The sequence below is a fragment of the Streptomyces sp. NPDC000941 genome, from assembly GCF_053599555.1.
In genome coordinates this window covers 1-22341 of record NZ_JBSFMM010000086.1, presented here as the reverse complement: position 1 = coordinate 22341, position 22341 = coordinate 1, and the positions used below count along the sequence as shown (strand labels likewise).

General features: G+C 69.0%; 18 protein-coding genes. 5 read left to right on the top strand and 13 right to left on the bottom strand.

Translation table 11 applies throughout. The features are described from left to right. Position 1: 1 nt before the first annotated feature. The 8 genes from ACWDSL_RS26240 to ACWDSL_RS26205 form a co-directional block, all read right to left on the bottom strand. The gene (locus ACWDSL_RS26240) at positions 2–1522 is read right to left on the bottom strand and encodes a Wzz/FepE/Etk N-terminal domain-containing protein (protein ID WP_450489345.1); all 1521 of its coding nucleotides are present in this window, start codon (positions 1520–1522) and stop codon (positions 2–4) included. Then, positions 1519–2958, bottom strand: a complete 1440-nt coding sequence (locus ACWDSL_RS26235) for a Wzz/FepE/Etk N-terminal domain-containing protein (RefSeq protein WP_450489343.1) — start codon at positions 2956–2958, stop codon at positions 1519–1521. Before ACWDSL_RS26235 ends, ACWDSL_RS26240 begins: the two co-directional genes overlap by 4 nt. Then, the gene (locus ACWDSL_RS26230) at positions 2955–4235 is read right to left on the bottom strand and encodes a glycosyltransferase family 4 protein (protein WP_450489341.1); all 1281 of its coding nucleotides are present in this window, start codon (positions 4233–4235) and stop codon (positions 2955–2957) included. The genes ACWDSL_RS26235 and ACWDSL_RS26230 overlap by 4 nt, the downstream gene beginning before the upstream one ends. Next, positions 4225–5550 (bottom strand): nucleotide sugar dehydrogenase, encoded by a 1326-nt coding sequence (locus tag ACWDSL_RS26225; RefSeq protein WP_450489339.1) that lies wholly within the window; start codon positions 5548–5550, stop codon positions 4225–4227. Before ACWDSL_RS26225 ends, ACWDSL_RS26230 begins: the two co-directional genes overlap by 11 nt. Positions 5551–5632: 82 nt before the next feature. After that, positions 5633–7111, bottom strand: a complete 1479-nt coding sequence (locus ACWDSL_RS26220) for a sugar transferase (RefSeq protein WP_450489337.1) — start codon at positions 7109–7111, stop codon at positions 5633–5635. Positions 7112–7712: 601 nt separating this feature from the next. After that, complete coding sequence (locus ACWDSL_RS26215; protein ID WP_450489335.1) at positions 7713–8966, bottom strand: sugar ABC transporter permease; 1254 nt, start codon at positions 8964–8966, stop codon at positions 7713–7715. Continuing rightward, positions 8963–9784, bottom strand: coding sequence for an ATP-binding cassette domain-containing protein (locus ACWDSL_RS26210; RefSeq protein WP_450489333.1), 822 nt, complete (start codon positions 9782–9784; stop codon positions 8963–8965). Before ACWDSL_RS26210 ends, ACWDSL_RS26215 begins: the two co-directional genes overlap by 4 nt. A 28-nt stretch (positions 9785–9812) precedes the next feature. Continuing rightward, on the bottom strand, positions 9813–10877 hold the full coding sequence (locus tag ACWDSL_RS26205) for an ABC transporter substrate-binding protein (protein WP_450489331.1): 1065 nt from the start codon (positions 10875–10877) through the stop codon (positions 9813–9815). 314 nt (positions 10878–11191) lie between these two features. Between ACWDSL_RS26205 and ACWDSL_RS26200 the strand changes: the two genes are divergently transcribed. Then, complete coding sequence (locus ACWDSL_RS26200; protein WP_450489329.1) at positions 11192–11998, top strand: DeoR/GlpR family DNA-binding transcription regulator; 807 nt, start codon at positions 11192–11194, stop codon at positions 11996–11998. A 13-nt stretch (positions 11999–12011) separates the two neighbouring features. On the opposite strand, the gene ACWDSL_RS26195 is transcribed toward ACWDSL_RS26200, so the two are convergent. The 5 genes from ACWDSL_RS26195 to ACWDSL_RS26175 form a co-directional block, all read right to left on the bottom strand. Continuing rightward, on the bottom strand, positions 12012–14042 hold the full coding sequence (locus tag ACWDSL_RS26195; RefSeq protein WP_450489327.1) for an ATP-binding SpoIIE family protein phosphatase: 2031 nt from the start codon (positions 14040–14042) through the stop codon (positions 12012–12014). Positions 14043–14220: 178 nt separating this feature from the next. Next, positions 14221–15078, bottom strand: a complete 858-nt coding sequence (locus ACWDSL_RS26190; RefSeq protein ID WP_450489325.1) for a sugar phosphate isomerase/epimerase family protein — start codon at positions 15076–15078, stop codon at positions 14221–14223. Next, positions 15075–15302: a hypothetical protein gene (locus ACWDSL_RS26185; RefSeq protein ID WP_450489323.1), complete on the bottom strand. Its 228-nt coding sequence runs from the start codon at positions 15300–15302 to the stop codon at positions 15075–15077. The genes ACWDSL_RS26190 and ACWDSL_RS26185 overlap by 4 nt, the downstream gene beginning before the upstream one ends. Next, positions 15299–16324, bottom strand: coding sequence for a sugar phosphate isomerase/epimerase family protein (locus tag ACWDSL_RS26180; protein WP_450489322.1), 1026 nt, complete (start codon positions 16322–16324; stop codon positions 15299–15301). Before ACWDSL_RS26180 ends, ACWDSL_RS26185 begins: the two co-directional genes overlap by 4 nt. Positions 16325–16442: 118 nt before the next feature. Further along, entirely contained in the window at positions 16443–17627 is a 1185-nt protein-coding gene (locus ACWDSL_RS26175) for a Gfo/Idh/MocA family protein (RefSeq protein WP_450489320.1), read from the bottom strand. 187 nt (positions 17628–17814) lie between these two features. On the opposite strand from ACWDSL_RS26175, the gene ACWDSL_RS26170 reads away from it, so the two are divergent. The 4 genes from ACWDSL_RS26170 to ACWDSL_RS26155 all read left to right on the top strand — a co-directional run bounded on the left by ACWDSL_RS26170 (position 17815) and on the right by ACWDSL_RS26155 (position 22252). Then, positions 17815–18852: a LacI family DNA-binding transcriptional regulator gene (locus tag ACWDSL_RS26170; RefSeq protein ID WP_450489319.1), complete on the top strand. Its 1038-nt coding sequence runs from the start codon at positions 17815–17817 to the stop codon at positions 18850–18852. Between the two features lie 354 nt (positions 18853–19206). Then, positions 19207–20298, top strand: coding sequence for a sugar ABC transporter substrate-binding protein (locus ACWDSL_RS26165; RefSeq protein ID WP_450489317.1), 1092 nt, complete (start codon positions 19207–19209; stop codon positions 20296–20298). Positions 20299–20390: 92 nt separating this feature from the next. Further along, positions 20391–21458 carry an ABC transporter permease gene (locus ACWDSL_RS26160; protein WP_450489315.1) on the top strand — a complete coding sequence of 356 codons (1068 nt, stop codon included), beginning with the start codon at positions 20391–20393 and terminating at the stop codon, positions 21456–21458. Positions 21459–21460: 2 nt separating this feature from the next. After that, positions 21461–22252 carry an ATP-binding cassette domain-containing protein gene (locus ACWDSL_RS26155; RefSeq protein WP_450489313.1) on the top strand — a complete coding sequence of 264 codons (792 nt, stop codon included), beginning with the start codon at positions 21461–21463 and terminating at the stop codon, positions 22250–22252. Positions 22253–22341: the final 89 nt, after the last annotated feature.

The window sequence follows — 22341 nt, the reverse complement described above, 5'->3', positions numbered from 1 at the left end:
CCTACCGCGCCTCCTGGTCGCTGTCCGGGACCCGTGCGGCCCACATCGGCTGCCGCTCCGTCCGCCACCGGCCCGTCCCGTTCTGCCGGGCCGACCGCTCGCTCTGGCCGCGCGGCGCGGTGTGCGGCCCGTCCCACAGCGTGCCGTCGGACCGGTCACGCGGATCGGGGTCGATCAGCACCACACCGATCACCGGAATGCCCTGGTCCGCGAGGTGCCGCGCCACGGTGTGCAGCCATGCGGCGCTGCCGTGCCCGGCACGCACGACGAGTACGGTCCGGGCGCCGAGATACTGGAGGTCGGTCCACGCGGTGCCGGGCGCCACCGAACCGACGCCGAGTCGGCGCTCCTCATGCGACACGGCCGCGGCACGCTCGCCGCTGACCACGGTCGGATCTCCTGGCTTCGTGGTGCGCTTGGCGAGCTGCGGGCCGGGCAGTGCGTCGATGATGACCACCGGCCCCTCCGCCCCCAGTGCCCGGCCGAGGTCCAGGGCGATCACGCTCGTGCTGCGCGCACAGCCCAGTTCCAGCAGCGACACCGGTTCCGCGGAGGCGCGTACGGTGCGGGCCAAGGACGTGGTGAGCCTTGTCCGTGCCGCCCGGATCCGTCGGCGCTGCCACGGCCTGCCCGACCGGCGGGGCAGCTCCGCGATGACCGAGGCGCCCAGGTTCGCCGCGATCTCCCGGCGCAGTACGGGGCGGTCCGCCACCACAGCGCCGACCGCGGCCACCGCGAGCCCGAGGGCGAGCCCGAGGACGAGCCCGATCGCCGCGTTGGTGGCAGCGGCCCTGGGCAGGGAGTGCCGCACCGCGCGCGGGGCGTCCACGATCTGTGTGCCGGCGATCAGCTGGGGCGTGCCGATGCGCGCCTCCGCGGCGCGCTGGCCGAAATCGGTGATCCGCGAGGTGAGCTCGGCCCGGCGGGCGAAGAGCGACTCCATGTTCGCCGACGCCTTCGGCCCGCTCTCCGGCGATCCCTCTTCGATCGCCTTGTTGACCTGGGCGAGTTCGTCCCGCATTCGGTCACGCTGGTCGAGCAGGGTCTTGGCTTCGGCGTTCGCGGCTTCCCGTATCCGCTTCACATGGTCCGCGACGAACGCATCGGCCAGCGCCTTCGCGCGGGCCACCGCTTCCGCGTCGCTCTCACCTGTCACATTGATCTGCAGCAGGTTGTTGGTCAAACCGATACCCCCGTAGTCCTGCATGAAGTCCTCTGGTTTTTCCGGGGACCCGAGGGACTTCAGGGCCTTACCGGCGATCCGCGTGGTTTGCAGCAGCGCGACGTCGGTGCGGATCAGCGTTCCGGGGTCGTTCGGCTGGTCCTCCTTGTGCGCGACCAGCACCTTGGTCACCGCGCTCGGCGGTGGCGGCAGCAGGACCGCCACCGCCGCGCCGACGAGCAGCCCCAGCAGCGCCAGGGAGCCCCAGAGGCGGCGCCGCCTGCGCACCGCCACCACCAGCGCCTGCAGGTCGAGCAGCGGAGCCGCGGCCGACGACTCCGACGTCGTGCTCATCGTCACCCTGAACCTTCCGTCGCGTGGTCGCGGGCCGCGAGTGCCGGCGTGGCGGCATCCCGAGGACGGTCGGCAGTCCGCGTCGGACGGGCCCGGACCGCGCCGGCGAGGACGATGCCAACGACCTCGTGCTTGGCGTCCGCACACGCCCCGGCGATGCCGGCGAGCTCCCCCGCGGTCCAGCTGCCCGCGCTGAGCACGACCAGGGCACCGGACTCGTCGTCGCGGTCCGGCACCATCGGCCGGGACACCGAAACCCCCACCACCCGCAGCGTGGGGTATCCCCTGCTCGAAGCGGACGGGATGGGGTATCCCCTGCTCGAAGAGGATGGGGAAGGACCGCTCTCGGCCTCGGCGACGAGCTGCCCGGCGGCCCGGCGGGCGATCTCGTCGCCGTCCGGGACGACGACCAGCAGCCGCCGGGGGGCCGGCAGTTGGTCCCGGAGACGGGCGCACACCCGCCGGTAGCGGATCTGTCTGCCGGCCTCGTCGCCGGACGTCCGCGGGGTCGGTACGTCCCACCGGACGTCGACGCCCAGCAGCCGGCGGATCCGGGCCCGCGGGCCATGGCCTTCCGGCCGGTGCGCGCGCCGATCACCAGGTACGTCGACGGTACCCAGCAGTGCCGAGCCCAGCGCCGCGGCGATCTCCGGTTCGGTGCGCAGCCGGCGGCTCATCCGTGCGGCGGTGAGATGGCCGATGACCGCGAGCAGGAAGAACAGCAGCGCCCCGGCGGCGATGAGCTGCGTCCTCGTCGGCGGTGCCTCGCCGGACGGCCGGGCCGCCGGCCCCATGACGACCATGTTGGCCTTGTTGGCCTTGTTGGCAGCCGCCGGGTCGGCCTGGTCCAGCTTGTTGATGGCCTCCTGCAGCGCGGTGCGCAGCTTCGCGAGCTCGGTGCGGGTCTGCACGCCCTCCACGGTCTGACCCGGATCGGCCGCATCGGCCAGCTCGGTGATGCGGCGGCTGGTCCGCACCACCATCTGCCGCAGTGCCTCGGGCCGCGTCGCCGCTTCGGGGTCGGTGTTGTCGCCCGCGATCCGCGCGGCGAATGTGACGAACTGCTGCGCCACCTGGTCGGCGAGTTTCTGTGCGCGCTCCGGGGTGTCGGCCGTGCCCGAGATCGTGATGATGTTCCCGTCGGCGGCCTTGGCGCTCACCCGATCCCGCAGCTCGCTGCCGCTGACCCCGGTCCAGCCGAGCGTGGTGGCCGCGCGGTCGACCACCACCGAACTGGTCGCGATCTCCACCTGAGTCGCCAGCTCGCGCTCCTGCCACGCCCCCGGCAGCAGCACCGATGCCGACGTCGTGTAGCGCGGCGGAAACAGTAAAGAGGTGCCGTAGCCGACGAGCGCACCCACCACGGCGAGGATGGTGAGAAGCCGCCAGCGCCGACGGATAATCCGCCCGATCGTGACCAGGCGTATCGTGTCATCGCTCAACGGCGCTGCCTCTTCCCTGCCCGGTCCGGGGCGCCCGCCGACACCGGAGTGTGGTCACGGCAGGCGGCGGCGTAGGCGGCGAGCAGCGATGCTTGCGAGTTCTGCCAGGAGAGCGGCCCGCCGATCCGCTCCTGGCCGATCTTGCCCATCCGGGCCCGCCTCTCCGGATCGTCCAGCAGCAGCGCGATGAGCCCCGCGAACTCGGCCTCGTCGTTGGCGGATGCGTAGACGGCGGCGTCACCGGCGGAGACCCGCGCCTCCCGGAGGTCGAACGAGACGATCGGCCGGCCCATCGCCATGTACTCCAGGACCTTGTTCATGGTCGACACGTCGTTGAGCGGATTGCGCGGGTCGGGGGAGAGGCACACGTCCGCGGTGCACAGGTAGCGCACCAGGTCGGCGTCCGGAATGCGCCCGGTGAACTGCACCTGCTCCGAGAGCCCGAGCCGCCGGGACAGCTCCACCATCGCGTCGAAGGCGTCGCCGGCGCCGACGAACACCGCGTGCCAGTCGGTCCGCCCGAGCTCGTCGCGCAGCTTCGCGAGGGCCCGCAAGGCGTAGTCGACGCCGTCCTGAGGGCCCATGACGCCGAGGTAGCACAGCAGATGAGGCTTGCCGCGCTTCAACTCCGGCTCGGGCGGCACCGGTTGGAACCGGTCGATCGCGGGCGCGCTGCGCACCACGAAGACGTCCTCCGGCCTCCGGCCGCCACGGCGCATCGCGACGTCCCGGTAGCTCTCGTTCGTGGCGAGCACGATGTCCGCGGCCCGGTAGGTCCGCCGTTCCAGCGCGCACACGGCGCGGTAGAGCAGATCCTCGCCGCGGTCGAACCGGGAGAGGTACAGCTCGGGCACCAGGTCGTGCTGGTCGAAGACGAACCGCGCGCCGCGCCGCTTCAGCCATAGTGCCGGCAGGAACAGCAGATCGGGCGGGTTGCAGGCGTGGACCACGTCGACCGGGCCGACCTTGCGGGCCAGCCGGGCCGTATGCCACAGCGCCGATCCGTACTCCCGCAGATAGCCGGCCGGCCCTCCGGTGGCCGCGCGCAACGGGTAGCGGTGGATCCGCACCCCGTCGATCTCCGCCTCCGGCTCCGTGTCCCGCTTGGTCCCCTGGGGACAGATGACGTGCACTTTCCAGCCCGCGTCGCGCAGCGTCGTGCACTCCTGCCACACCCGCCGGTCGAACGGCACCGACAGGTTCTCCACCAGGATCAGCGCGCGCCGGCCCGGCCGGTCGCCGCTGACCGTGTCACCGAACGATGTGTCACCAAGCAAGGCCCATGTACCCCGGTTCGGCCCGGCGCGCCTCGGCGTCGGGAAGGCGGATGAGGTCGACGATCACCGGGCCGTCGCCATGCGGCAGGGCCGACAGCACGGCCGGATCCCTGGTCCCGACCAGGCACACCTCGGCGTGCTCGAGCACCTCGTCGACGGAGTCCGCGAGCAGCTGCGCGAGGTGCGGCAGCCGGTTCTCGATGTACTCGCGGTTCGCGCCGATCAGCCGGGACAGGCTCACGTTGGCGTCGTGGATCCGCAGGTCGTACCCCTTGCCGAAGAGCCTCTCCGCCAGCTCGACGAGCGGGCTCTCGCGGAGGTCGTCGGTGCCGGGTTTGAAGGACAGCCCGAACATTCCCACCCGGCGCTTGCCGGTGCGCTCGACCAGCTCCACCGCGCGCTGCAGATGGTCGGAGTTGGAGGGCAGCACATGGGCGAGGATGGGCACCGAGACGTCGGCCCGCTGTGCCGCGTGGACCAGGCTGCGTAAGTCCTTGGGCAGGCAGGAGCCACCGAAGGCGAAGCCGGGCCGCAGGTAGGCGGGGCTGATGTTCAGCTTGCGGTCGGCCAGGAACACGTCCATCACCTGGTGCGAGTCCACCCCGAGCGCCTGGCACACCGCGCCCAGCTCGTTCGCGAAGCCGATCTTGAGGCCGTGGAACGCGTTGTCCGCGTACTTGATCGCCTCGGCCGTCGGGACCGGCACCCGGAACACCTCGCCGGGCAGACCGTCGTACAGCGCCATCACCGCATCGCCGCTTGCCGGGTCGAGCTCGCCGATGACGGTCTTGGGCGGGTCGAAGAAGTCCCGCACGCTCGTGCCCTCGCGCAGGAACTCCGGGTTGACCGCGACCCCGATGTCCACCCCGGCCGTGCCGCCGACGTACTTCTCCAGAATCGGCACCAGCAGGTTCAGACAGGTGCCCGGGAGCATGGTGCTGCGGAACACCACGGTGTGCCGCCCGTCGCGCCCACTGCGATCTGTCAGCGCCTCGCCGATCTGCTCGGTGACCCGCTCCAAGTACGTGGTGCACAGGCTGCCGTTGGGCTCCGACGGCGTGCCCACGCAGACCAGCGACACCTCGCTGCCCATGATCGCCTCGCGGACGTCGCCGGTGGCGCGTAACGCCCCGGTCCCCACGACCTCGGCGATGAGCTCGCCGATTCGCTCTTCGACCACCGGGGCCTTGCCGTCGTTGACCAGGTCGACCTTCACCTGGTTCACGTCCACCCCGATGACCTCGTGACCCATGCCGGCCAGGCACGCGGCCGACACGCAGCCCACGTAGCCGAGCCCGAAAACGCTGACTCTCATGATCCGTTCCTCCCCCCAGGCAGGCCCTTTTGGCCTGCGGTCCGCGCGTCGGCGCGACCGTTGAATTGCAGCCCCCCGTGCATCAATAGGCCCCCTGCCCGTAGAGCACCGCACGCAGCGTCTTCCACAAGATCACCGTGTCCAGGGCGAGCGACCAGTCCTCCACGTACCGCAGGTCCAGCCGGACCGCCTCCTCCCACGACAGGTCGCTGCGTCCGCTGATCTGCCACAGGCCGGTGAGCCCGGGCTTGACCAGCAGCCGCCGCCGGATGTCCGGGTCGTACGCGGCGGACTCCTCCGGTAACGGAGGCCGCGGACCGACGAGCGACATGGATCCGGTGAGCACGTTGAAAAGCTGCGGGAGCTCGTCGATCGAGTACCGGCGCAGCACTGCTCCCACCCGGGTCACCCGCGGATCCCGGCGGAGCTTGAACAGCAGGCCGGCGCCCTCGTTGCGGTCGGCCAGCGCGGCACGCGCCCCGTCGGCCCCGGCGACCATGGTGCGGAACTTGAGAATGGTGAACTCGCGGCCGTCCTTGCCGACCCTGCGCTGGCGGTAGAACGCCCCACCCCGACTGTCCGCCAGCACGAGCAGCCCGACGAACACCATCAGCGGCGCGAACAGGATCAGCAGGATCGCCGCGCCCATCCGGTCGACGACCCCTTTGACCGCCCGGCGGCCCCCGGTGAAGGCCGGCATGCTGACCCGCAGCAGCGGGATCCCGAGCACCGCGTCGACGTGCAGCCGCGGGCCGGCCACCTCCATCAGCACGGGGGCCACGACCATCTCGGCGTCGCTGCCTTCGAGGTTCCAGGCCAGCCGCTGCAACCGGTCCGGTGACCAGTGCGGGTCCGGTGTGACCGCGACGACACGGTAGCCGTCGCGGCGGACGTGGCCCGCGACATCCGTCAGTCGGCCGACGACCGGCACTCCGTCCAGTTGGTCACCGTCGAGCCCGAGACCGTCCGTTGTGCACACCGCGTCCACCCGCCAGCCGAGGTGCGGGAACTTGCGGGTCCGGGTGATCAGATCGCGCACGGTGGCCGGGCTCCCGGCAGCGAGCACCGGTCGCAGGCACTGCCCTTCCTTGCGCTGCCTGTGCAGCCAGAGACGCAGCAGATAGCGCGCGGTCATGGTGATGAGCGCGATCGCGGGGATCGCTACGAAGATCCAGAGCTTGATGTTGCGCGAGGTCAGGGCGATCCCGCCGAGTGCCAGTACGACGGTCGCCGTGAACAGTGAGCGTCCGAGTCGGCGGAATTCCTCGGCGCCCTGGCCGAGTACGGCCGGAGCCCACGACCGGCTCACCGCAAGCGCCCCCAGCACCAGCAGCTCGGTGCCGAATGCGAGAATTCCCCACTTCTCGTGCCAGTTGGCCGCGTCCCGGGCCCCGAAGAAGTTGCCGATCGCCGCCACCACAAAGGCGGTGGCCACGGTATCGCTGGTGATCACGGTACGGCGGTACCGCTGCTCCCAGTCATTCGCGGGCCGACTGATTGCCCCGTTCGCCAGACGCCCGCGCTCTGACGAAAATGGGCTGACTAATCCCCCCTGCCGCACAGAACCCCCCAGGTCCCCAGTGGTTCGACGTGGTCGCCTCACACTGTTCATCCCGCCGGGAGGCCCCCGCCCCCCGCACCGTCCCTCCCCTCGGGGGCCCCCGCCCCCGCCGCGCCGGCCCTTCCCACGGGAGGCCCCCACCCCCCGCGCATGACATCCCAGCTGTTTCAGAGCTACTTGAAGAACGTGCGCAGGACCCCGTCGAAATCTTGGGTGCTCCCCGCACCCATGGCCCCCCTCGGGCTCCAAGAATTGTTTCCGTAGCGCCGGACCTATAGATCATTAGTGATTCTCTAGATCATTACCGGTCGCCTCGTGCCCGAGCAGCTGAAGCACGGTCAATCTAGACCATCGGAGCCCAGTATGTAGAGAGGATGTGTGTAATTTGTGGTCAAGCTTTGGGGCTGGATCCACCGACCGGTGACCGCCTACGGGGCCCTTGACGCCACCGCGCGCTCCAGCAGTGACGCCAAAATGACGTGCCCACCCATGTCATCCGCTATGCGGACGACATGGGTGGGCGCGTCGAAGCGAGGTCCGTCTACGACATCTGCGCCTATGACGACGTCCGACCCATGCGGATATCGGCTGAGGCGGCGTTTTACCCCCGGCCGTGTGCCTGCCGCGACCGGCGGGCTACGGCATCCAGGCCTACGGCCAGGAACAGGACCAAGCCGGTGATCACGAACCGGTAGGACGAGTCGAGGTTGAGCAGGGTGAGACCGCTGGAGATTGACTGAATAACGAGGGTGCCGAGCAGGGCGGCGAAGGCCGAGCCGCGGCCACCGAACAGGCTCGTGCCGCCGATCACCGCCGCGGCGATGGCGTTGAGATTGACGTCTCCGCCGCCGGCGCTCTGGTTCGCCGCGGCGAGCCGCGACGCGGCCAGGACTCCGCCGAGCGCGGCCAGGCTGGAACATATGACGAACACCGACGTGTACACGCCCCGCACGTTGATCCCCGCCCTGCGGGCGGCCTCGGCATTGCCGCCGACCGCGTAGACGGACCGCCCGTACTTGGTCCGGGTGAGCACATAGTGCAGCGCCAGCACCAGGGCGACGAAGAGGACGAACATCCAGGCGACGCCACGGGTGCGGCACAGGTAGGAGACCATGAACAGCAGCGCGCCCAGCAGCAGCAGCGACTTCGCGATGAGCCACCGCGGCGACTGCGCCGAGAGTCCCGCGCGGCGCCGCGTGCGGGCGCGCACCCAGCCGGCGGCGGAGTACCCCGCCCCCGCCGCCACTGCCAGCGTGTAGGCCAGCCAGTCGGGGACGAACCACAGCTGCGCGAACTTGACGAGGGTGGAGTCGAAGGGGAGGTTGATCGCGTTCTCGCCCTGCAGCACCAGCAGTTGCACCCCGAGGAAGGCCAGCAGACCGGCCAGGGTGACCACGAAGCTGGGCACCCCGACGCGGTTGAACCCCTGGCCGTAGAGCCACCCGATCAGGCAGCTGGCGGCCAGGGCCGCGAGGACGGCCAGCCAGGTCGGCTGCTCGAACCGGACCATCACGACGGCGGTGATCGCCCCCGACAGGCCGCTGACCGATCCCACGGAGAGGTCGATCTGGCCGACCAGCAGGACGCATACGATCCCCAGCGCGATGACGCCGATCGGAACCATGTCGAAGGACAGGTTCACCAGGTTGGTGCTGGACAGGAATGTGGGGTTCAGGAGCTGGAAGATGGTCCAGATCACCACGATGCCCGCGATGACGGGCAGCGCGCCCAGGTCTCCGTCCCGGACCCGGCGCACTCCCGCCCGAACGTGGTCGGCGATGTCCCGCGGGGTCGCGAGACGCTCGTCCCGCAGATCGGCGGGCGGCGCCACCCGATTGTCCTCAGTAGTACTCACGGCTGTTCCTTCTCTTCCAGCTGGGCGAGCGTGTGGCGGGCGGCCCGCCGTGACACCACGTTGTCGGCGGCGCCGGTGATCGCGGCGACGATCTCCTCGGACGAGACGTCCCTGGCGTCGAACACGCCGTTGTTGCGGCCCAGCCTGAGGACGGCGACACGGTCGGCGACCGCCCGGACGTCCTCCATGTTGTGGCTGATCATCACCACGCCGAGTCCGTTGTCCTTGAGCCGCTCGACCAGGTTCAGCACCTCGGCCGTCTGCGCGACACCCAGGGCCGCCGTCGGCTCGTCGAGCAGGACGACCTTGGGGCTGCTGAGCAGCGACCGCGCGATGGCGACCGTCTGCCGCTGGCCGCCCGAGAGCGCGGCCACCGGTACGTCGAGTGTCGGGATCTTCGCCGACAGCTCATGCAGCAGTTCCCACGAGCGCTTCTCCATGGCGACCTCGTCCAGCATCCACGGCCGGAGTTCCTGGCCCAGGAACAGGTTCGCCTTGACGTCGAGGTTCTCGCACAGCGCCAGGTCCTGGAAGACCGTGGCTATTCCCATGGCGTGGGCCTCGGCGGGCGAGCCCAGGGAGACCTCGTCGCCGTGAAAGAAGATCTTCCCCGCGTCGGCCGCGTACACTCCGGAAAGGACTTTCACGAGCGTGGACTTGCCGGCCCCGTTGTCCCCGACGATGGCCACCACCTCGCCGGCCGCGACATCGAGGTCGATGTCGGTGAGCGCGGCGACCGCGCCGAAGTGCTTGCAAATGCCCCGCAGTGACAACGCGGTGTCCGTGTTCTCGCGGGGAACCGCTGTGCCCGTACTCATGGCCCGCTCTCCTCCAAGGCGAAGACCGCTACTTGATGCCCAGTCGGCGGCAGTCGGCGGCGTACTGCTTGGTGCACACGTCCTTGGTCTTGAGCACTCCGTCGGGGCCGAAGATGACCTTCTTGAGGTTCTCCTGCGTCACCACGGTCGGCTGGAACAGCTGGGAAGGCGTGTCGAACAGCGTGGTGTCGGCCTTGGGCTTCTTCCCCTGCATCAGCTCGTGGGCGACGTTCGCGGCGGCCTCGGCGACGGTTTTGATCGGCTTGGAGATGGTGTTGTACTGGTCTCCGGCGATGATGCGCTGCACCGCCGCCAGCTCGGCGTCGTTACCCGTGACGGGCGGGACCTGCACATCCGCCGCCTTGAACGCGGCGATCGTGCCCCCGCCGGTGCCGTCGTTGGCCGCCACCACGCCGGCGATCCGGCCCTTGTACTGGGCGATCTGGCCGCTCACCCACTGCTGTGCCTTCTCCGGCGACCACTTCGGCGCGTCGTACTCGGCGAGCAGATCGAACCCGCTGTCGTCGACGGCCTTGTGGATGCCCTTCTTGATCAGCCCGGCGGCGGCGTCGGTGGGAGACCCGTTGACCTCGAGCAGGCCGCCCTTGGCCTTGGTCGCCTTCAGGTGATCGATCAGCGACTGCCCGATCGACGCGCCGATCGCCTCGTTGTCGAACGAGACATAGAAGTCCGCCGGCTTCGCGACAATGGGCCGGTCGTAGGCGACCACCTTGACACCCTGGGACTGCGCCGTCTGCACGATCGTCGCCGCCGCGGTCGAGTCGACCGGGTCGAGGACTATCACCTTCGCGCCCTGAGTTATGGCGGAGTTCGCCTGCTGCTGCTGAAGCGAGGCGTCGCTGTTGGCATTCTGGTAAATCACCTTGCAGCCCGAGCACAGTTCGCCCATGCGCTTCTTGAACAGCGGAGCGTCGTACTGTTCGTAGCGGGTGGAGGCGAGGTCGGGCATCAGGAACGCGACCTTGCCCGTCGCGCCCTTCCCCTGGACGGCCTTGGTCGGTTCCTCGGCGCATGCGGTGAGGACACTCAGGGCGATGACGCCGATGAGAGCACCATTGGCCGTTCTCCTCATGTTTCACTCCTTGATCCGGGGCCGCGAACCGGTAGCTATGTCACAACGCACAAAGACGTAGCGCACAAGTAACGTGACGGTCATCGGAAGTGTCAACAGGCGGGCCAGAAACGAACATGAGTTACTGGGAATTCGATCACCCGAAGTGTTTGATTACCTTGCGTGGCTGAACAGCGGCATACCTCACTTCCCAGGGGGAACACACGGCATGTCCGGCTGTCACGGCTTCTCTCCAGGTAGAAGTCCGGCAGCGGGCGGGTGGAGTCCGGTGCGCGCGAGGATGTTCTCTTCACATCGATCGAACAGGGGGTCTCATGGAGGCAAACGAACACCCGGCCGCCGACGAAGGCGGACGGGGGCCGAGCGACAGGCGGGAGCGGATCAAGACACGCGTTGTCGACGAAGGCTTCGTCCGCATCGAGCAGCTCGCCGACGAGTTCGGCGTCACCCCGATGACCATCCGTCGCGACCTGGACTACCTACAGGCCAAGGGATGGCTCAGAAAGGTGCGTGGCGGGGCAACCGCACAGCCATCGACGGCATTCCACGGTGACGTCCGGCATCGCACCCAAGCCATGGTGGCACAGAAGAGCATGCTCGCGCGTGCCGCGCTGACCTTCGTCAAACCGGGTCAGTCCCTCGTCATCGACGACAGCACGTCCGCCCTCGCCCTCGTCGGACTGCTCCCGCAGCGGGCACCGCTGACAGTCATCACCAACTTCGTGCCCGTCACCCAGCTTCTGGCCGGCAGCGCCGGAATCGATCTGATCTCACTGGGCGGGTTGTACTACCCGGCCTACGACGCCTTCCTCGGCATCCGGACCGTCGACGCGGTCAGCACCCTGCACGCCGACGTCCTGTTCGCCTCCACGACCGCCATCACCCGAGGTCACTGCTACCACCAGTCCCAGGAGACAGTGGCGGTCAAGCGGGCCCTGATGGAGGCATGCGACCGTAGGGTCCTCCTGGTCGACCACACCAAGTTCCGACGACGCGGGCTGTACCAACTCGCGCCCGTCACCGCCTTCGACCTTGTCATCGTCGATGCCGACATCCCGGAGCCGGACCTCGACTCGCTGCAGAGCAAAGGTGTGGAAGTCCTCGTTGCCCGATCGGACTGACGGGAGTTGTGAACTACGCGGTGACATGATCCGGGTCCGTGATCAGCTCCGCCCAGATCGTCTTGCCATCATGGCTGTGTCGGGTGCCCCAGCGTTCGGCGAGCTGGGCGACGATGAACAGGCCGCGGCCGCCTTCGTCGTAGGTGCGAGCCCGCCGCAGGTGGGGGGTGGTGGTACTGCCGTCGGAGACTTCGCAGATCAGACAGCGTTCTTCGAGGATGAGGCGGAGCTGGATCGGGGACTGCGCGTAGCGGATGGCGTTGGTGACCAGCTCACTGGCTATGAGCTCGGTCGTGAAGACCGTGTCCTCAAGCCCCCATGCGGTGAGTTGGCCGGACACGTGCGCGCGGGCGTCGGCGACGGCGACGGGGTCTGTCGGGAAGTCCCAGGTGGCGACGTGGTCGGCGTCCAGGACTCGGGTGCGTGCGATGAGCAGGGCCACGTCGTCGGTGGGCTGGTCGTCGAGCAGTGCGCCGAGAACGGTCCGGCACCGCCCGTCCAGCGAAGGCTCCGGGATGCTCAGTGCTTGCAGCAGCTCCTGGAGTCCGCTCTCCAGATCGCCGTCGTGCTCACGGATGAGGCCGTCGGTGTAGAGGGCCAGGAGACTGCCTTCCGGCACGTGCACGTCCACCGATTCGAAAGGTAGATTCCCCAGGCCGAGGGAAGGGCCCAGGGGAGTGTCGACGATCCGGGCGCGATGATCCGGTGTGACGATGGCGGGTGGGAGGTGGCCGGCGCTCGCGAGGGTGCAGCGGCCGGCGATGGGATCGTAGACCGCGTAGAGGCAGGTTGCTCCCACCTCTCCCGCGGTGTCGTCGGTATCCGGGGCACCCGCGGCCTCGTGTACGGGTCTGCCTTCGGTGCTGAGCCGAAGGACGACGTCGTCGAGGTGGGTGAGGAGTTCGTCGGGTTGCAGGTCGATATCGGCCAGTGTGCGCACGGCGGTACGCAGCCGGGTCATGGTGGCGGAGGCATGCAGTCCGTGCCCGACGACGTCACCGACGACGAGCGCGACGCGAGCGCCGGACAGCGGTATCACGTCGAACCAGTCGCCGCCCATACCGGCGCTGTGGCTCGCCGGGACGTATCGGCTCGCCATCTCGGCCGCGGCGAGTTCGGGCATATGTCTCGGCAAGAGGCTGCGCTGCAGGACCAGCGCGGTGTCGCGTTCACGGGCGTACCGTCGGGCGTTGTCCAGGCAGATCGCGGCCCGTGTCCCGATCTCCTCGGCGAGAGCGAGGTCGTCGGTGTCGAACGCGTGGGGCGGCCGATGCCGCAGAAGCGTCACCGCACCGAGGGCCCTCCCTCCAGCGCACAGTGGAACAGCGATGGCTGAGCGCTCGCGGTAGACATCTGTCTGGACGGTGTGGTCCCGCGCCGGCCAGTGGTCGATGTCGGTGGTGTCGACGTAGCTCGCCCGTGCGGGTGTGCACGCGGTCAGGTAGCGCGCGGGGATCGATACGCCCCAGACCTCCTCCTTCTTCTTTCCCGGGGGATCGGGACGGTGGGCGACGTGGCGCAGCGCGACGGGCTCCGTGAACGGTTTGGTGGGGGGCTCTCTGCCTTTCAGGACAGCATCGAAGAGGTCCACGCTGACGTAGTCCGCGAACGCGGGTACGGCAACCTCCGCCAGGTCCCGGGCGGTTTGCGTCATGTCAAGCGTTCTGCCGAGGCGCCGGCTCGCCTCGCTCAGCAGATGCAGCCGATGTCGGGCGACCATGACGCGCATCCGGACCCTGCAGACCGCGACGCTGACGACCCCCGCCACCGCCACACCCGTGACGACTACGATGCGGCCGCCTACGGAGATGACAGGCAAGGCGACGCCGTAGATGCAGGCGGCCGCCGCAAGGGAGAGGACGCTGATCATCAGGGTGTGCCGGAGCGGCAGCAACGCGGCGGCCACGAGAGGTGCGACCGTCGCATAGACAGCCCACCGGAGGAGGCCGTTGCCCGAGACTTCGACCACCAGGGCTGAGAACAGCGCTATGTACCCGACGAGGAGCGCGACTACCCATTCGTCCCTTCGAAGGGTGATCGCCATATCCTGCTCTCCCTTGTGTTTCTTGGGAAGGCCGGTCACTTCTCATCACGCTAACAGACGGATGATTCTCCGTCCTGTGGGGTTAAACAAGTTTCCGCCGTCAATTGCAAACAATAAGCCTTCATCCGGTCACCATCCGTAGTCGGGGCGTGGCTGTAAATCGTTCCGGCGGGCGAGGTCACTTCCGGTTGGCCAGCAGCTCGGTGATCTTCTCGCGCATGAACACGGAGGACTCCTCGGCCCGCTCCTCCCAGGCGAAGACACAGGCCGTCAGGGTGCCGTCGAAGCCGTTCGCGTGCAGTTCGCGGAAGAGTTCGTCGAAGTCGACCTCGCCCTCGCCCATGTCGAGGTGCTGGTGGATGCGGGCCTGAGTGCCGGGGGGATTGAGGATGTAGCGGTTGCCCGAGGACGCCGTGTGGTCGAAGGCGTCGGCGAGGTGGACGTGGGTGAGGAGTTCGCCCGCGTACTTGATGATGCCGGGGGCGTCGTTTCCGATGTGGAAAGTGTGCGGGGCGCAGTAGAGGAAGGTGACGTTCGGGTGGTTGATGCCGCGGATGAGGTTGATCGCGTCGTAGCCGTTCTCGATGAAGTCGTCGGGGTGCGGTTCCAGGGCGAGCTTGATGCCCTCGCGCTCGAACAGCGGGAGGAGTTCCTCCAGGGAATTCCAGAACTGGGCTTCGCTGCGGTCGGGGTCCTCCGGGCGGCCGTTGAACTCCGAGATCATGCTGTCCACGCCGAGGTCCGCGGCGATCTGGATCGAGCGCTTCCAGTAGCGGACGGCGGCCTGGCGGGCGTCGTCGTCCGGCCCGGACCAGCGGAACAACGGCAGCAGTGAGGAGATCCCGACGCCCGCCGTGTCCAGAGCCTTGCGGAACTTGTGGACCGTCGCGTCGTCCACGCGCGGGTGGCGGAAGAAGGGGATGAAGTCCTCGCGCGGTGACAGCTCGATCCACTCGTAGCCCAACTCGGCCACGGTGGCGGGGAGCTCGAGGAGCGGGGTGTTGCGGATCATGTAGGGGTCGAGAGCGATCTTCATGGGGAGGGCTCCTTGGTGATGGTCGTTCCGTTCCGGGCAGGACCGGTCGACGCGTTGCTCGGACAGGACGGGGTCTCCCGCAGTGGCTCTGCACGGCGGCCGCGGACCGCGACACTCGCTCCCTGTTCGAGGAAGGCGCGGGCGGTCGCGCGGCCGGTGCCGGTGCCGGCTCGGCTGACGAGGATGACTTGGCCCTGGTAGGGGTAGGTGGCCCAGGCGATCACGACCGCAGTGACTCCTGCAGTGACTCCCGCAGCGCCGCGTCGGCGGCCTTGAGCACTTCGGCGGCCACGGCGACACCCTCGACGCGGCCGAGTTCGGTGTCCTCGTGCTCGATGTTGACCAGCATGTCCGGGTCGACCTCGTGGAGGGCGCGCAGGAACTCGGTCCAGTAGGCGACGTCGTGGCCCTTGCCGAGGGCGACGAAGTCCCAGGCGGCATCCCTGGGCCACTCGTTGGCCCACTCGTCGCCGCCGAGGTTGGTCCGCGGCTCGTCGGGCGACAGGCGCCGGAAGCTGTTGTCGAGCACCCCGTTGAGTGCGGCGTGCTCGGGGTTGATGCGGACGTCCTTGGCGGCGGCGTGGAAGACGAGCTCGCCGAGGTGGCGAACGACGGCGACCGGATCCATCTGCTGCCAGAACAGGTGGGAGGCGTCCAGTTCGACACCCACGTGGGTCGCGCCGGTGAGGTCGATGAGCTTGTGCACGTCGGCGGAGTTGAACACGACGTTCTGCGGGTGCAGTTCCAGGGCGACCTTGACGTCGTGGTCGCGGGCGAGGCGGTCGGTCTCGCGCCAGAAGTCGGCGGCGATTTTCCACTGGTGGTCCAGCACGTCCAAGGCCGCGGAGTTCCAGGCGTTGACGATCCAGTTGGGGCGGGTGGCGCCGGGCTCGCCGCCGGGCAGGCCGGACATGGTCACGAGGCGGTGCTGTCCGAGGCGCTGGGCCAGGCGGATGGAGCGGCGGATGTCCTCGGCGTGCTTCTCGCCGATGGCGGGGTTCGGGTGCAGTGGGTTGCCGTTGGCGTTGAGGCCGGCGATGGAGACGCCGGTGCCCTCGAAGAGGCCGAGGAAGTCGTCCCGGGCGGTGTCGCTGACGAGGATGTCGTCGAAGGTCGGTACGTGCGCCGCGGGCAGGAAGCCGCCGGTGTTGATCTCCAGGCCGGTCAGGCCGAGATCGGCGACGATTTTGATCGCTTCCGGCAGCGGCCGGTCGTGCAGGATCGCGTTGTAGAGGCCCAGTTTCATCGTGTGTTTCCTCAGTGCTTCTCGACGGTGCGGACGGGGCCGCAAGTGCGGGTGGTGCGGGGGAGCCGGTGTCGCTCGGTTGCGAACCGGTGGGGTCGGCCGGGCCGGCCGGGTCGGCTCACCGCACGACGGTGACCGTCGTGCCGGCGGCGCCGGCGGAGGCGACGACCGCGTCGATGACGCGCAGGTTGTGCAGCCCGTCGGCCAGTGTGGGACACGGGGGAAGGCGGTCCAGGCCGGCGATCTGCTCCAGGAAGGCGCGGGCCTGCCAGACGAAGAACTCGTGCTGGCCGTGGCCGACGCTGGGGAAGTCCATGGGCAGGCCACCGGCGATGTAGGGGTGGCCGGGGCCGACCACCACCCGCCGGTAGCCGTCCACCGGGTCGGAGGCCGCCGCGTCGGCGATGGTGAACTCGGCCGGCCGGGACAGTTCGAAGGTCGCGGCGCCGTCCTTCGTGAACACCTCGAAGCCAAGGGAGTTGGCCAGTCCGCGGGCGATCCGTGAGACGGAGAAGGTGCCGACGGCGCCGGAGGCGAACGTCGCGGTGAAGGTGGCGATGTCCTCGTTCTCGACGGGCTCGCGTTCCTGGCTCACCTGTACGTCGGCCGAGTGCCCGACCGCGGTGCCCAACGGCACAGGGCGCTCGGCCACCTGGGTCGACAGGATGGCGCCCTGCACGCTCCGGACGGGACCGCAGAAGTATTCGCCGAGATCGATGAGGTGGCTCCCGACGTCGGACAGCGCCCCGGAGCCGGGTCCGCCGCGGTAGCGCCAGCTGATGGGTGCGTCCGGGTTGTGCCCGTAGTCGCACCAGTAGTGCCCGTTGAAGTGCTGGACCGGCCCGAGCGAGCCCTCCAGCACCTGCTGCCGAATGGCGTTGACCGCGGGCGAGCGGCGGAAGGTGAAGCCGGTGGCCGCTACCAAGCCGGTGCCTTCGGCGGCCTTCACCATGGCCTCGGCGTCCGCCACGGACGGCGCGAGCGGCTTCTCGCACAGTACGTGCTTGCCCGCCGCCAGCAGCGCCTCGACGATCTCGCGGTGCAGGTGGTTGGCGACCACGACGCTGACCGCGTCGATGTCATCCGCCCGGGCGATCGCCCGCCAGTCGGTTTCGGCCCGCTCGAAGCCGTAGCGGCGGGCGGCGTCGCGGGCGAAGGGCTCGTGGGCGTCGGCGACGGCGACCAGGCGCACCTCGGGCAGCCCGGCTCCGTACAGGGTCGCGGCCTGCCGGTAGCCGTTGAGGTGGGCCCGGCCCGCCATTCCGGCCCCGATGACCGCCACCCCGATCGGCCTTGTGCTCATGGTGGTTCCTCTCCGACGCGCCGCCGCGCCGTGACTAGGGGGATGTGGGACCGAGAGTCATGGGGGGCCCGGTTCTTTCCCGGGCTCAGCCAGCCAAGACCTCGCTTAAAGCGCTTTAAGTGCTGGTACTATCGGCGGCGTCACAGGCAGATGTCAAGGGTGCTGCCGCAAATCCACGGGAGGCCGCGTGGACGAGCTCGGTTCCGCCGGCCCCGTGGGCTCCAACGACGCGAATCCGCGTCCCCGGCTGGAGGACGTCGCCGCGCGCGTCGGCCTGTCCACGGCGTCGGTGTCACTGGTGCTGCGAGGCGTGCCGGGGCCGAGTGAGCGCACCCGGCAGCGGGTCCTGAAGGCGGCCGCCGACCTCGGCTACCGCCCGGACCGCACCGCCAGTGCCCTGGCCAGCAAGCGCAGCCGGCTGCTCGGCGTCATGATCAACGTCCACAGCGCCTTCCAGGCCGAGCTGGTCGAGCACCTCCACACGGCGGCCGAAGAGGTCGGCTACGACCTCGTCCTGAGTACCCAGACCCGGACCCGCGACGAGAACACGGCAATCGAGACGCTCCTGTCCTTCCGCTGCGAGGCGCTGATCCTCCTCGGGCCGGTGGCCCCCGCCTCCGTACTCGCCGACCTCGACCGCAAGGCGCCCGTCATCTCGGTGGGTCGCCGCATCACCGGAGCCGGTCTCGACGTCGTACGCAGCGCCGACGATGACGGAGTCGGCCAGATCATCGACCACCTGGCAGGGCTGGGTCACCGTGCGATCGTCTACGTCGACGGCGGCAAGGGCGTCATCGCGACCGACCGTCGTCGCGGCTACCGCGCCGCCATGCGCCGCCATGGTCTCGACGCGCAGATCAGGGTCCTCCACGGGGATCTCACCGAGGAGGCCGGAGACAAGGTCGGTCGGCATCTCCTCGGCGACGGTGATCTGCCGACCGCCGTCGTGACGTTCAACGACCGGAGCGCCATCGGCGTGCTCACCGCCCTCCGGGGGGCCGGGGTCGGCGTTCCCGGCGATGTCTCCGTCGCGGGCTACGACGACGACACCCTGTCCCGGCTGGCCTGCTTCGATCTGACCACGGTCAGCCAGAACGCCGAGGAGCAGGCCCGTCAGGCCGTCCTGGCCGCAGTCGAGCGCCTCGACCAGGGCCGCGCCGTGCCCCGCGAGATCGTCCTTGCCCCCTCCCTCGTCGTTCGCGGAACGACGGCGCGGCCGCGCTGATCCCAGCGAACCGTTCTGCGCTGCCGCGCGGGCAGGCAAATGCGTGGCTTATGCAGCCTTTTGTGGCGGATAACGGAACGGTATGCATTTTGTGGGCGGTGTCTTGACACCTTTCCGAAACGCAAGCATGCTCTGGCCACATCTTAAAGCGATTTAAAAGATCGCGGAGCCGCTATCCACCACTGAGTCCGGCGTTGCCGTGATCGGTGCCGCGACACCCCCGCGACGGGCCGTTCCACTCCGGTCTTCCCCACGCATTCGTGCGACCCGGGTCGCACACATCACCACAGCCCGAGACATGCCAAGACCCGCTCACGCACCCGCCCGGCATCACATGAAGGAGCACCCCAGCACATGGAACGCACACTGCCCCGGCGGCCGGCCGGCCGCCGTCTCTCCAGCAGGGGCCTGACCGTGGTGAGCCTGCTCGCCCTGGCGGCCACCGCGCTGACCGGGTGCGCCAGCGGCAAGGCCGGCGGCGACAGCGCCGGCCAGGCGACGGCGACGTCCGGCGGCGGAACGATGTCCGGCACGAAGAGCGGCGGCAAGGTCTCCCTCGTCGTCATCGGCGGCAAGTCCGACGACCCGTTCTTCTCCACGGTCAAACGGGGTGTCGAGGACGCGGGCAAGCTGGTGAAGGCCGGCGGCGGCTCGGTCACCTACCTCGGCCCGGCCAACTACGACAACCTCGGCCCGGACGCCGCCAAGCTCACCCAGACCGCCATATCGCAGAACCCGTCGGCGATCCTCGTGCCGGACTGGGTGCCCGAGAACCAGGACTCCGCGATCAAGCAGGCCATCGCCAAGGGCATCACGGTGTTCATCTACAACTCCGGCGGCATCAGCGCGGCCAACAAGGTCGGCGCGGTGAAGTACATCGGGTCGGACGACTACGAGGCGGGCAAGGCCGGCGGCGTCAAGTTCGCCGAAGAGGGCGCCAAGAACATCCTGTGCGTCAACACCGTGCCCGGCTCCGCCAACCAGGAGGCCCGCTGCAAGGGCATCAAGGACGGCGCGAAGAGCAAGGGCTCCTCCGCCAAGCAACTCCCGCTGCCCTCCTCCAACTTCGGCAACCCGTCCGCCGTCACCCAGGCCATCAAGGGCGCGCTGCTGAAGGACAGCAGCGTCGACGCCGTGGTGACGATCGGCGTCGGGGACGCGGACAGCGCCGCCGCGGCGATCAAGCAGGCGAACGTCGGCTCCAAGGTCAAGTTCGGCACCTTCGACCTCTCACAGAGCCAGCTCGACCGGATCAAGGCCGGCACCGAACTGTTCGCCATCGACCAGCAGCCGTATCTGCAGGGCTTCTACGTCGTGTCGATGGCCAACCAGTACCTGTCCTACGGCGTGCTGCCGCCGCAGAACCCGATCCTGACCGGCCCGCTGCTGGTCACCAAGGACAACGTCGACAAGGCGATCGCCGGTGCCAAGGCCGGCGTGCGCTGACCCGTCCTCAGGTGCCGGGCCTCTCCCCGGGCCCGGCACCTGCCCCCAGCCGTACGCGCACCACATCCGGATCCACGAAGGTGACCACTCCGATGACAACCTCACTTCCCGACACGGCGGCCGAGAACACGACCGACGCCGCCGCTCCGCCGAAGCAGTCCGAGAGCCCGCTGGGGCAGTTGTGGCACCGTCCCGAGGCCGGTGCCCTCATCGGAACGATCAGTGTCTTCGTCTTCTTCGCCATCTTCGGCGGGACCCAGTTCATGGCCCCGGCGGGTGCCGCGAGCTGGCTGAACATCGCCGCCGAGCTCGGGATCATCGCGATCCCGGTCGGCTTGCTGATGATCGCCGGTGAGCTGGACGTATCCGTCGGGTCGGTGCTGGCGGGCAGTTCGATGACGCTGGCCATCGTCTCCGGCCACTGGGGCGCCCCGATGATCGTCGGGATCCTCCTCGCGCTCGGTCTCGGCCTGTTGACCGGGCTGCTGAACGGGCTCCTGGTGACCCGCACCAATGTGCCCTCCCTGGTGGTCACGCTGGCGACGCTGTCCGGGATGGCCGGTCTGACCCTGGGCCTGTCCCGGGTGACCACCGGCACCACCAGCGTCGCGATCAATCCCGATCCGCTGTCCAAGGCGCTGTTCGGGAAGCTGATCGCCGGCCAGTTCGAGGTTGCGATCTTCTGGTGGCTGGGTCTTGCGGTGGTGGTCACGGTGGTGCTGCAGCTGATGAAGTACGGCAACTGGATCTTCGCGATCGGCGGTGACAAGGAGAGCGCCCGCGCCACCGGTATCCCTGTCGACCGGGTGAAGATCGCCCTGTATATGGCGTCCGGCTTCGGTGCCGCCCTGGTCGGCGTGATCCAGACCATTCTCTACAACGGCGCGCAGGTCGCAGGCGGCCAGTCCTTCGTCTTCAACTCCATCATCGCCGTGGTCGTCGGCGGCGTGCTGTTGACCGGCGGCTACGGCTCCGTCTTCGGTGTGGTGCTGGGCACGCTCACGTTCGCCATCGTCAACCAGGGGATCTACTACACCGGGTGGAACTCCGACTGGGCCAGCCTCATCCTCGGCATCCTCATCCTCGCCGCGGTGCTGATGAACAACACGTTCCGCCGCCTCGCCCTGTCCTACAAGCCCCGCTCCGCGAAGAAGGCCTGACCATGACCACCCCCCTGCTCCGCCTCACCGGCATCGGCAAGTCCTTCCTCGGCACCAACGCACTGCAGGACATCTCCCTGGCAGTGGATGCCGGTAAAGTGCTGTGCCTGCTGGGCGACAACGGCGCCGGCAAGTCCACCCTGATCAAGATCCTCTCTGGCTTCCACAAGCCCACCACCGGCACCATCGAAGTGGGCGGCGAGAAAGTCGAGTTCAACAGCCCGCGCGACGCCAGCGCCCGGGGCATCGCCACCGTCCACCAGTTCGGCGGCACCTTCCCGCTGATGGGCGTCGGCCGCTGCTTCTTCGTCGGCTCCGAACCCACCAAGGGCTTCGGCCCGTTCAGGCTGTTCGACAAGAAGCTGGCCGGTGAGATCGCGGTACGGGAGATGCAGTCCCTGGGCATCACCCGTGTCACCGACGGCAACCGCCTGGTGGGCAGCCTGTCGGGAGGTGAGCGCCAGGCTCTGGCGATCGCCCGCGCCGTCTACTTCGGCGCCAACGTCCTCATCCTCGACGAGCCCACCGCCGCCCTCGGCGTGAAGGAAGCCGCGCACGTCCTGCGCATCGTCATGCAGGCCAGGGCCAAGGGCGTCGCGGTCATCCTGGTCACCCACAACGTCCGCCACGCGATGATGGTCGGCGACCACTTCGCCGTACTGATTCGTGGTCAGAAGGCCGACGACTTCCGCAAGGGCGAACGCACCCGCGAGGAGATCACCGACCTGATGGCCGGCGGCGAGGCCATGGCCCACCTCGAAGCCGAACTCGCCCAACTCCAGGCCGACGCCTGACCGTCGCTGCCCCGCAGAGAGCCGCCCAGGGCTGGTGCCCGGGGGGGGGTTGAAGTTGGCGTTTCCGAGGGTGTTTGGGAGTTAACACG

Excerpts from the sequence above, each read along its gene's own strand:
- ACWDSL_RS26225 (WP_450489339.1), bottom strand. The coding sequence starts at position 5,550 with ATGAGAGTCAGCGTTTTCGGGCTCGGCTACGTGGGCTGCGTGTCGGCC.
- ACWDSL_RS26200 (WP_450489329.1), top strand. The coding sequence starts at position 11,192 with ATGGAGGCAAACGAACACCCGGCCGCCGACGAAGGCGGACGGGGGCCG.
- ACWDSL_RS26195 (WP_450489327.1), bottom strand. The coding sequence starts at position 14,042 with ATGGCGATCACCCTTCGAAGGGACGAATGGGTAGTCGCGCTCCTCGTC.
- ACWDSL_RS26175 (WP_450489320.1), bottom strand. The coding sequence starts at position 17,627 with ATGAGCACAAGGCCGATCGGGGTGGCGGTCATCGGGGCCGGAATGGCG.
- ACWDSL_RS26160 (WP_450489315.1), top strand. The coding sequence starts at position 20,391 with ATGACAACCTCACTTCCCGACACGGCGGCCGAGAACACGACCGACGCC.
- ACWDSL_RS26165 (WP_450489317.1), top strand. The coding sequence starts at position 19,207 with ATGGAACGCACACTGCCCCGGCGGCCGGCCGGCCGCCGTCTCTCCAGC.
- ACWDSL_RS26180 (WP_450489322.1), bottom strand. The coding sequence starts at position 16,324 with ATGAAACTGGGCCTCTACAACGCGATCCTGCACGACCGGCCGCTGCCG.
- ACWDSL_RS26205 (WP_450489331.1), bottom strand. The coding sequence starts at position 10,877 with ATGAGGAGAACGGCCAATGGTGCTCTCATCGGCGTCATCGCCCTGAGT.
- ACWDSL_RS26190 (WP_450489325.1), bottom strand. The coding sequence starts at position 15,078 with ATGAAGATCGCTCTCGACCCCTACATGATCCGCAACACCCCGCTCCTC.
- ACWDSL_RS26210 (WP_450489333.1), bottom strand. The coding sequence starts at position 9,784 with ATGAGTACGGGCACAGCGGTTCCCCGCGAGAACACGGACACCGCGTTG.
- ACWDSL_RS26155 (WP_450489313.1), top strand. The coding sequence starts at position 21,461 with ATGACCACCCCCCTGCTCCGCCTCACCGGCATCGGCAAGTCCTTCCTC.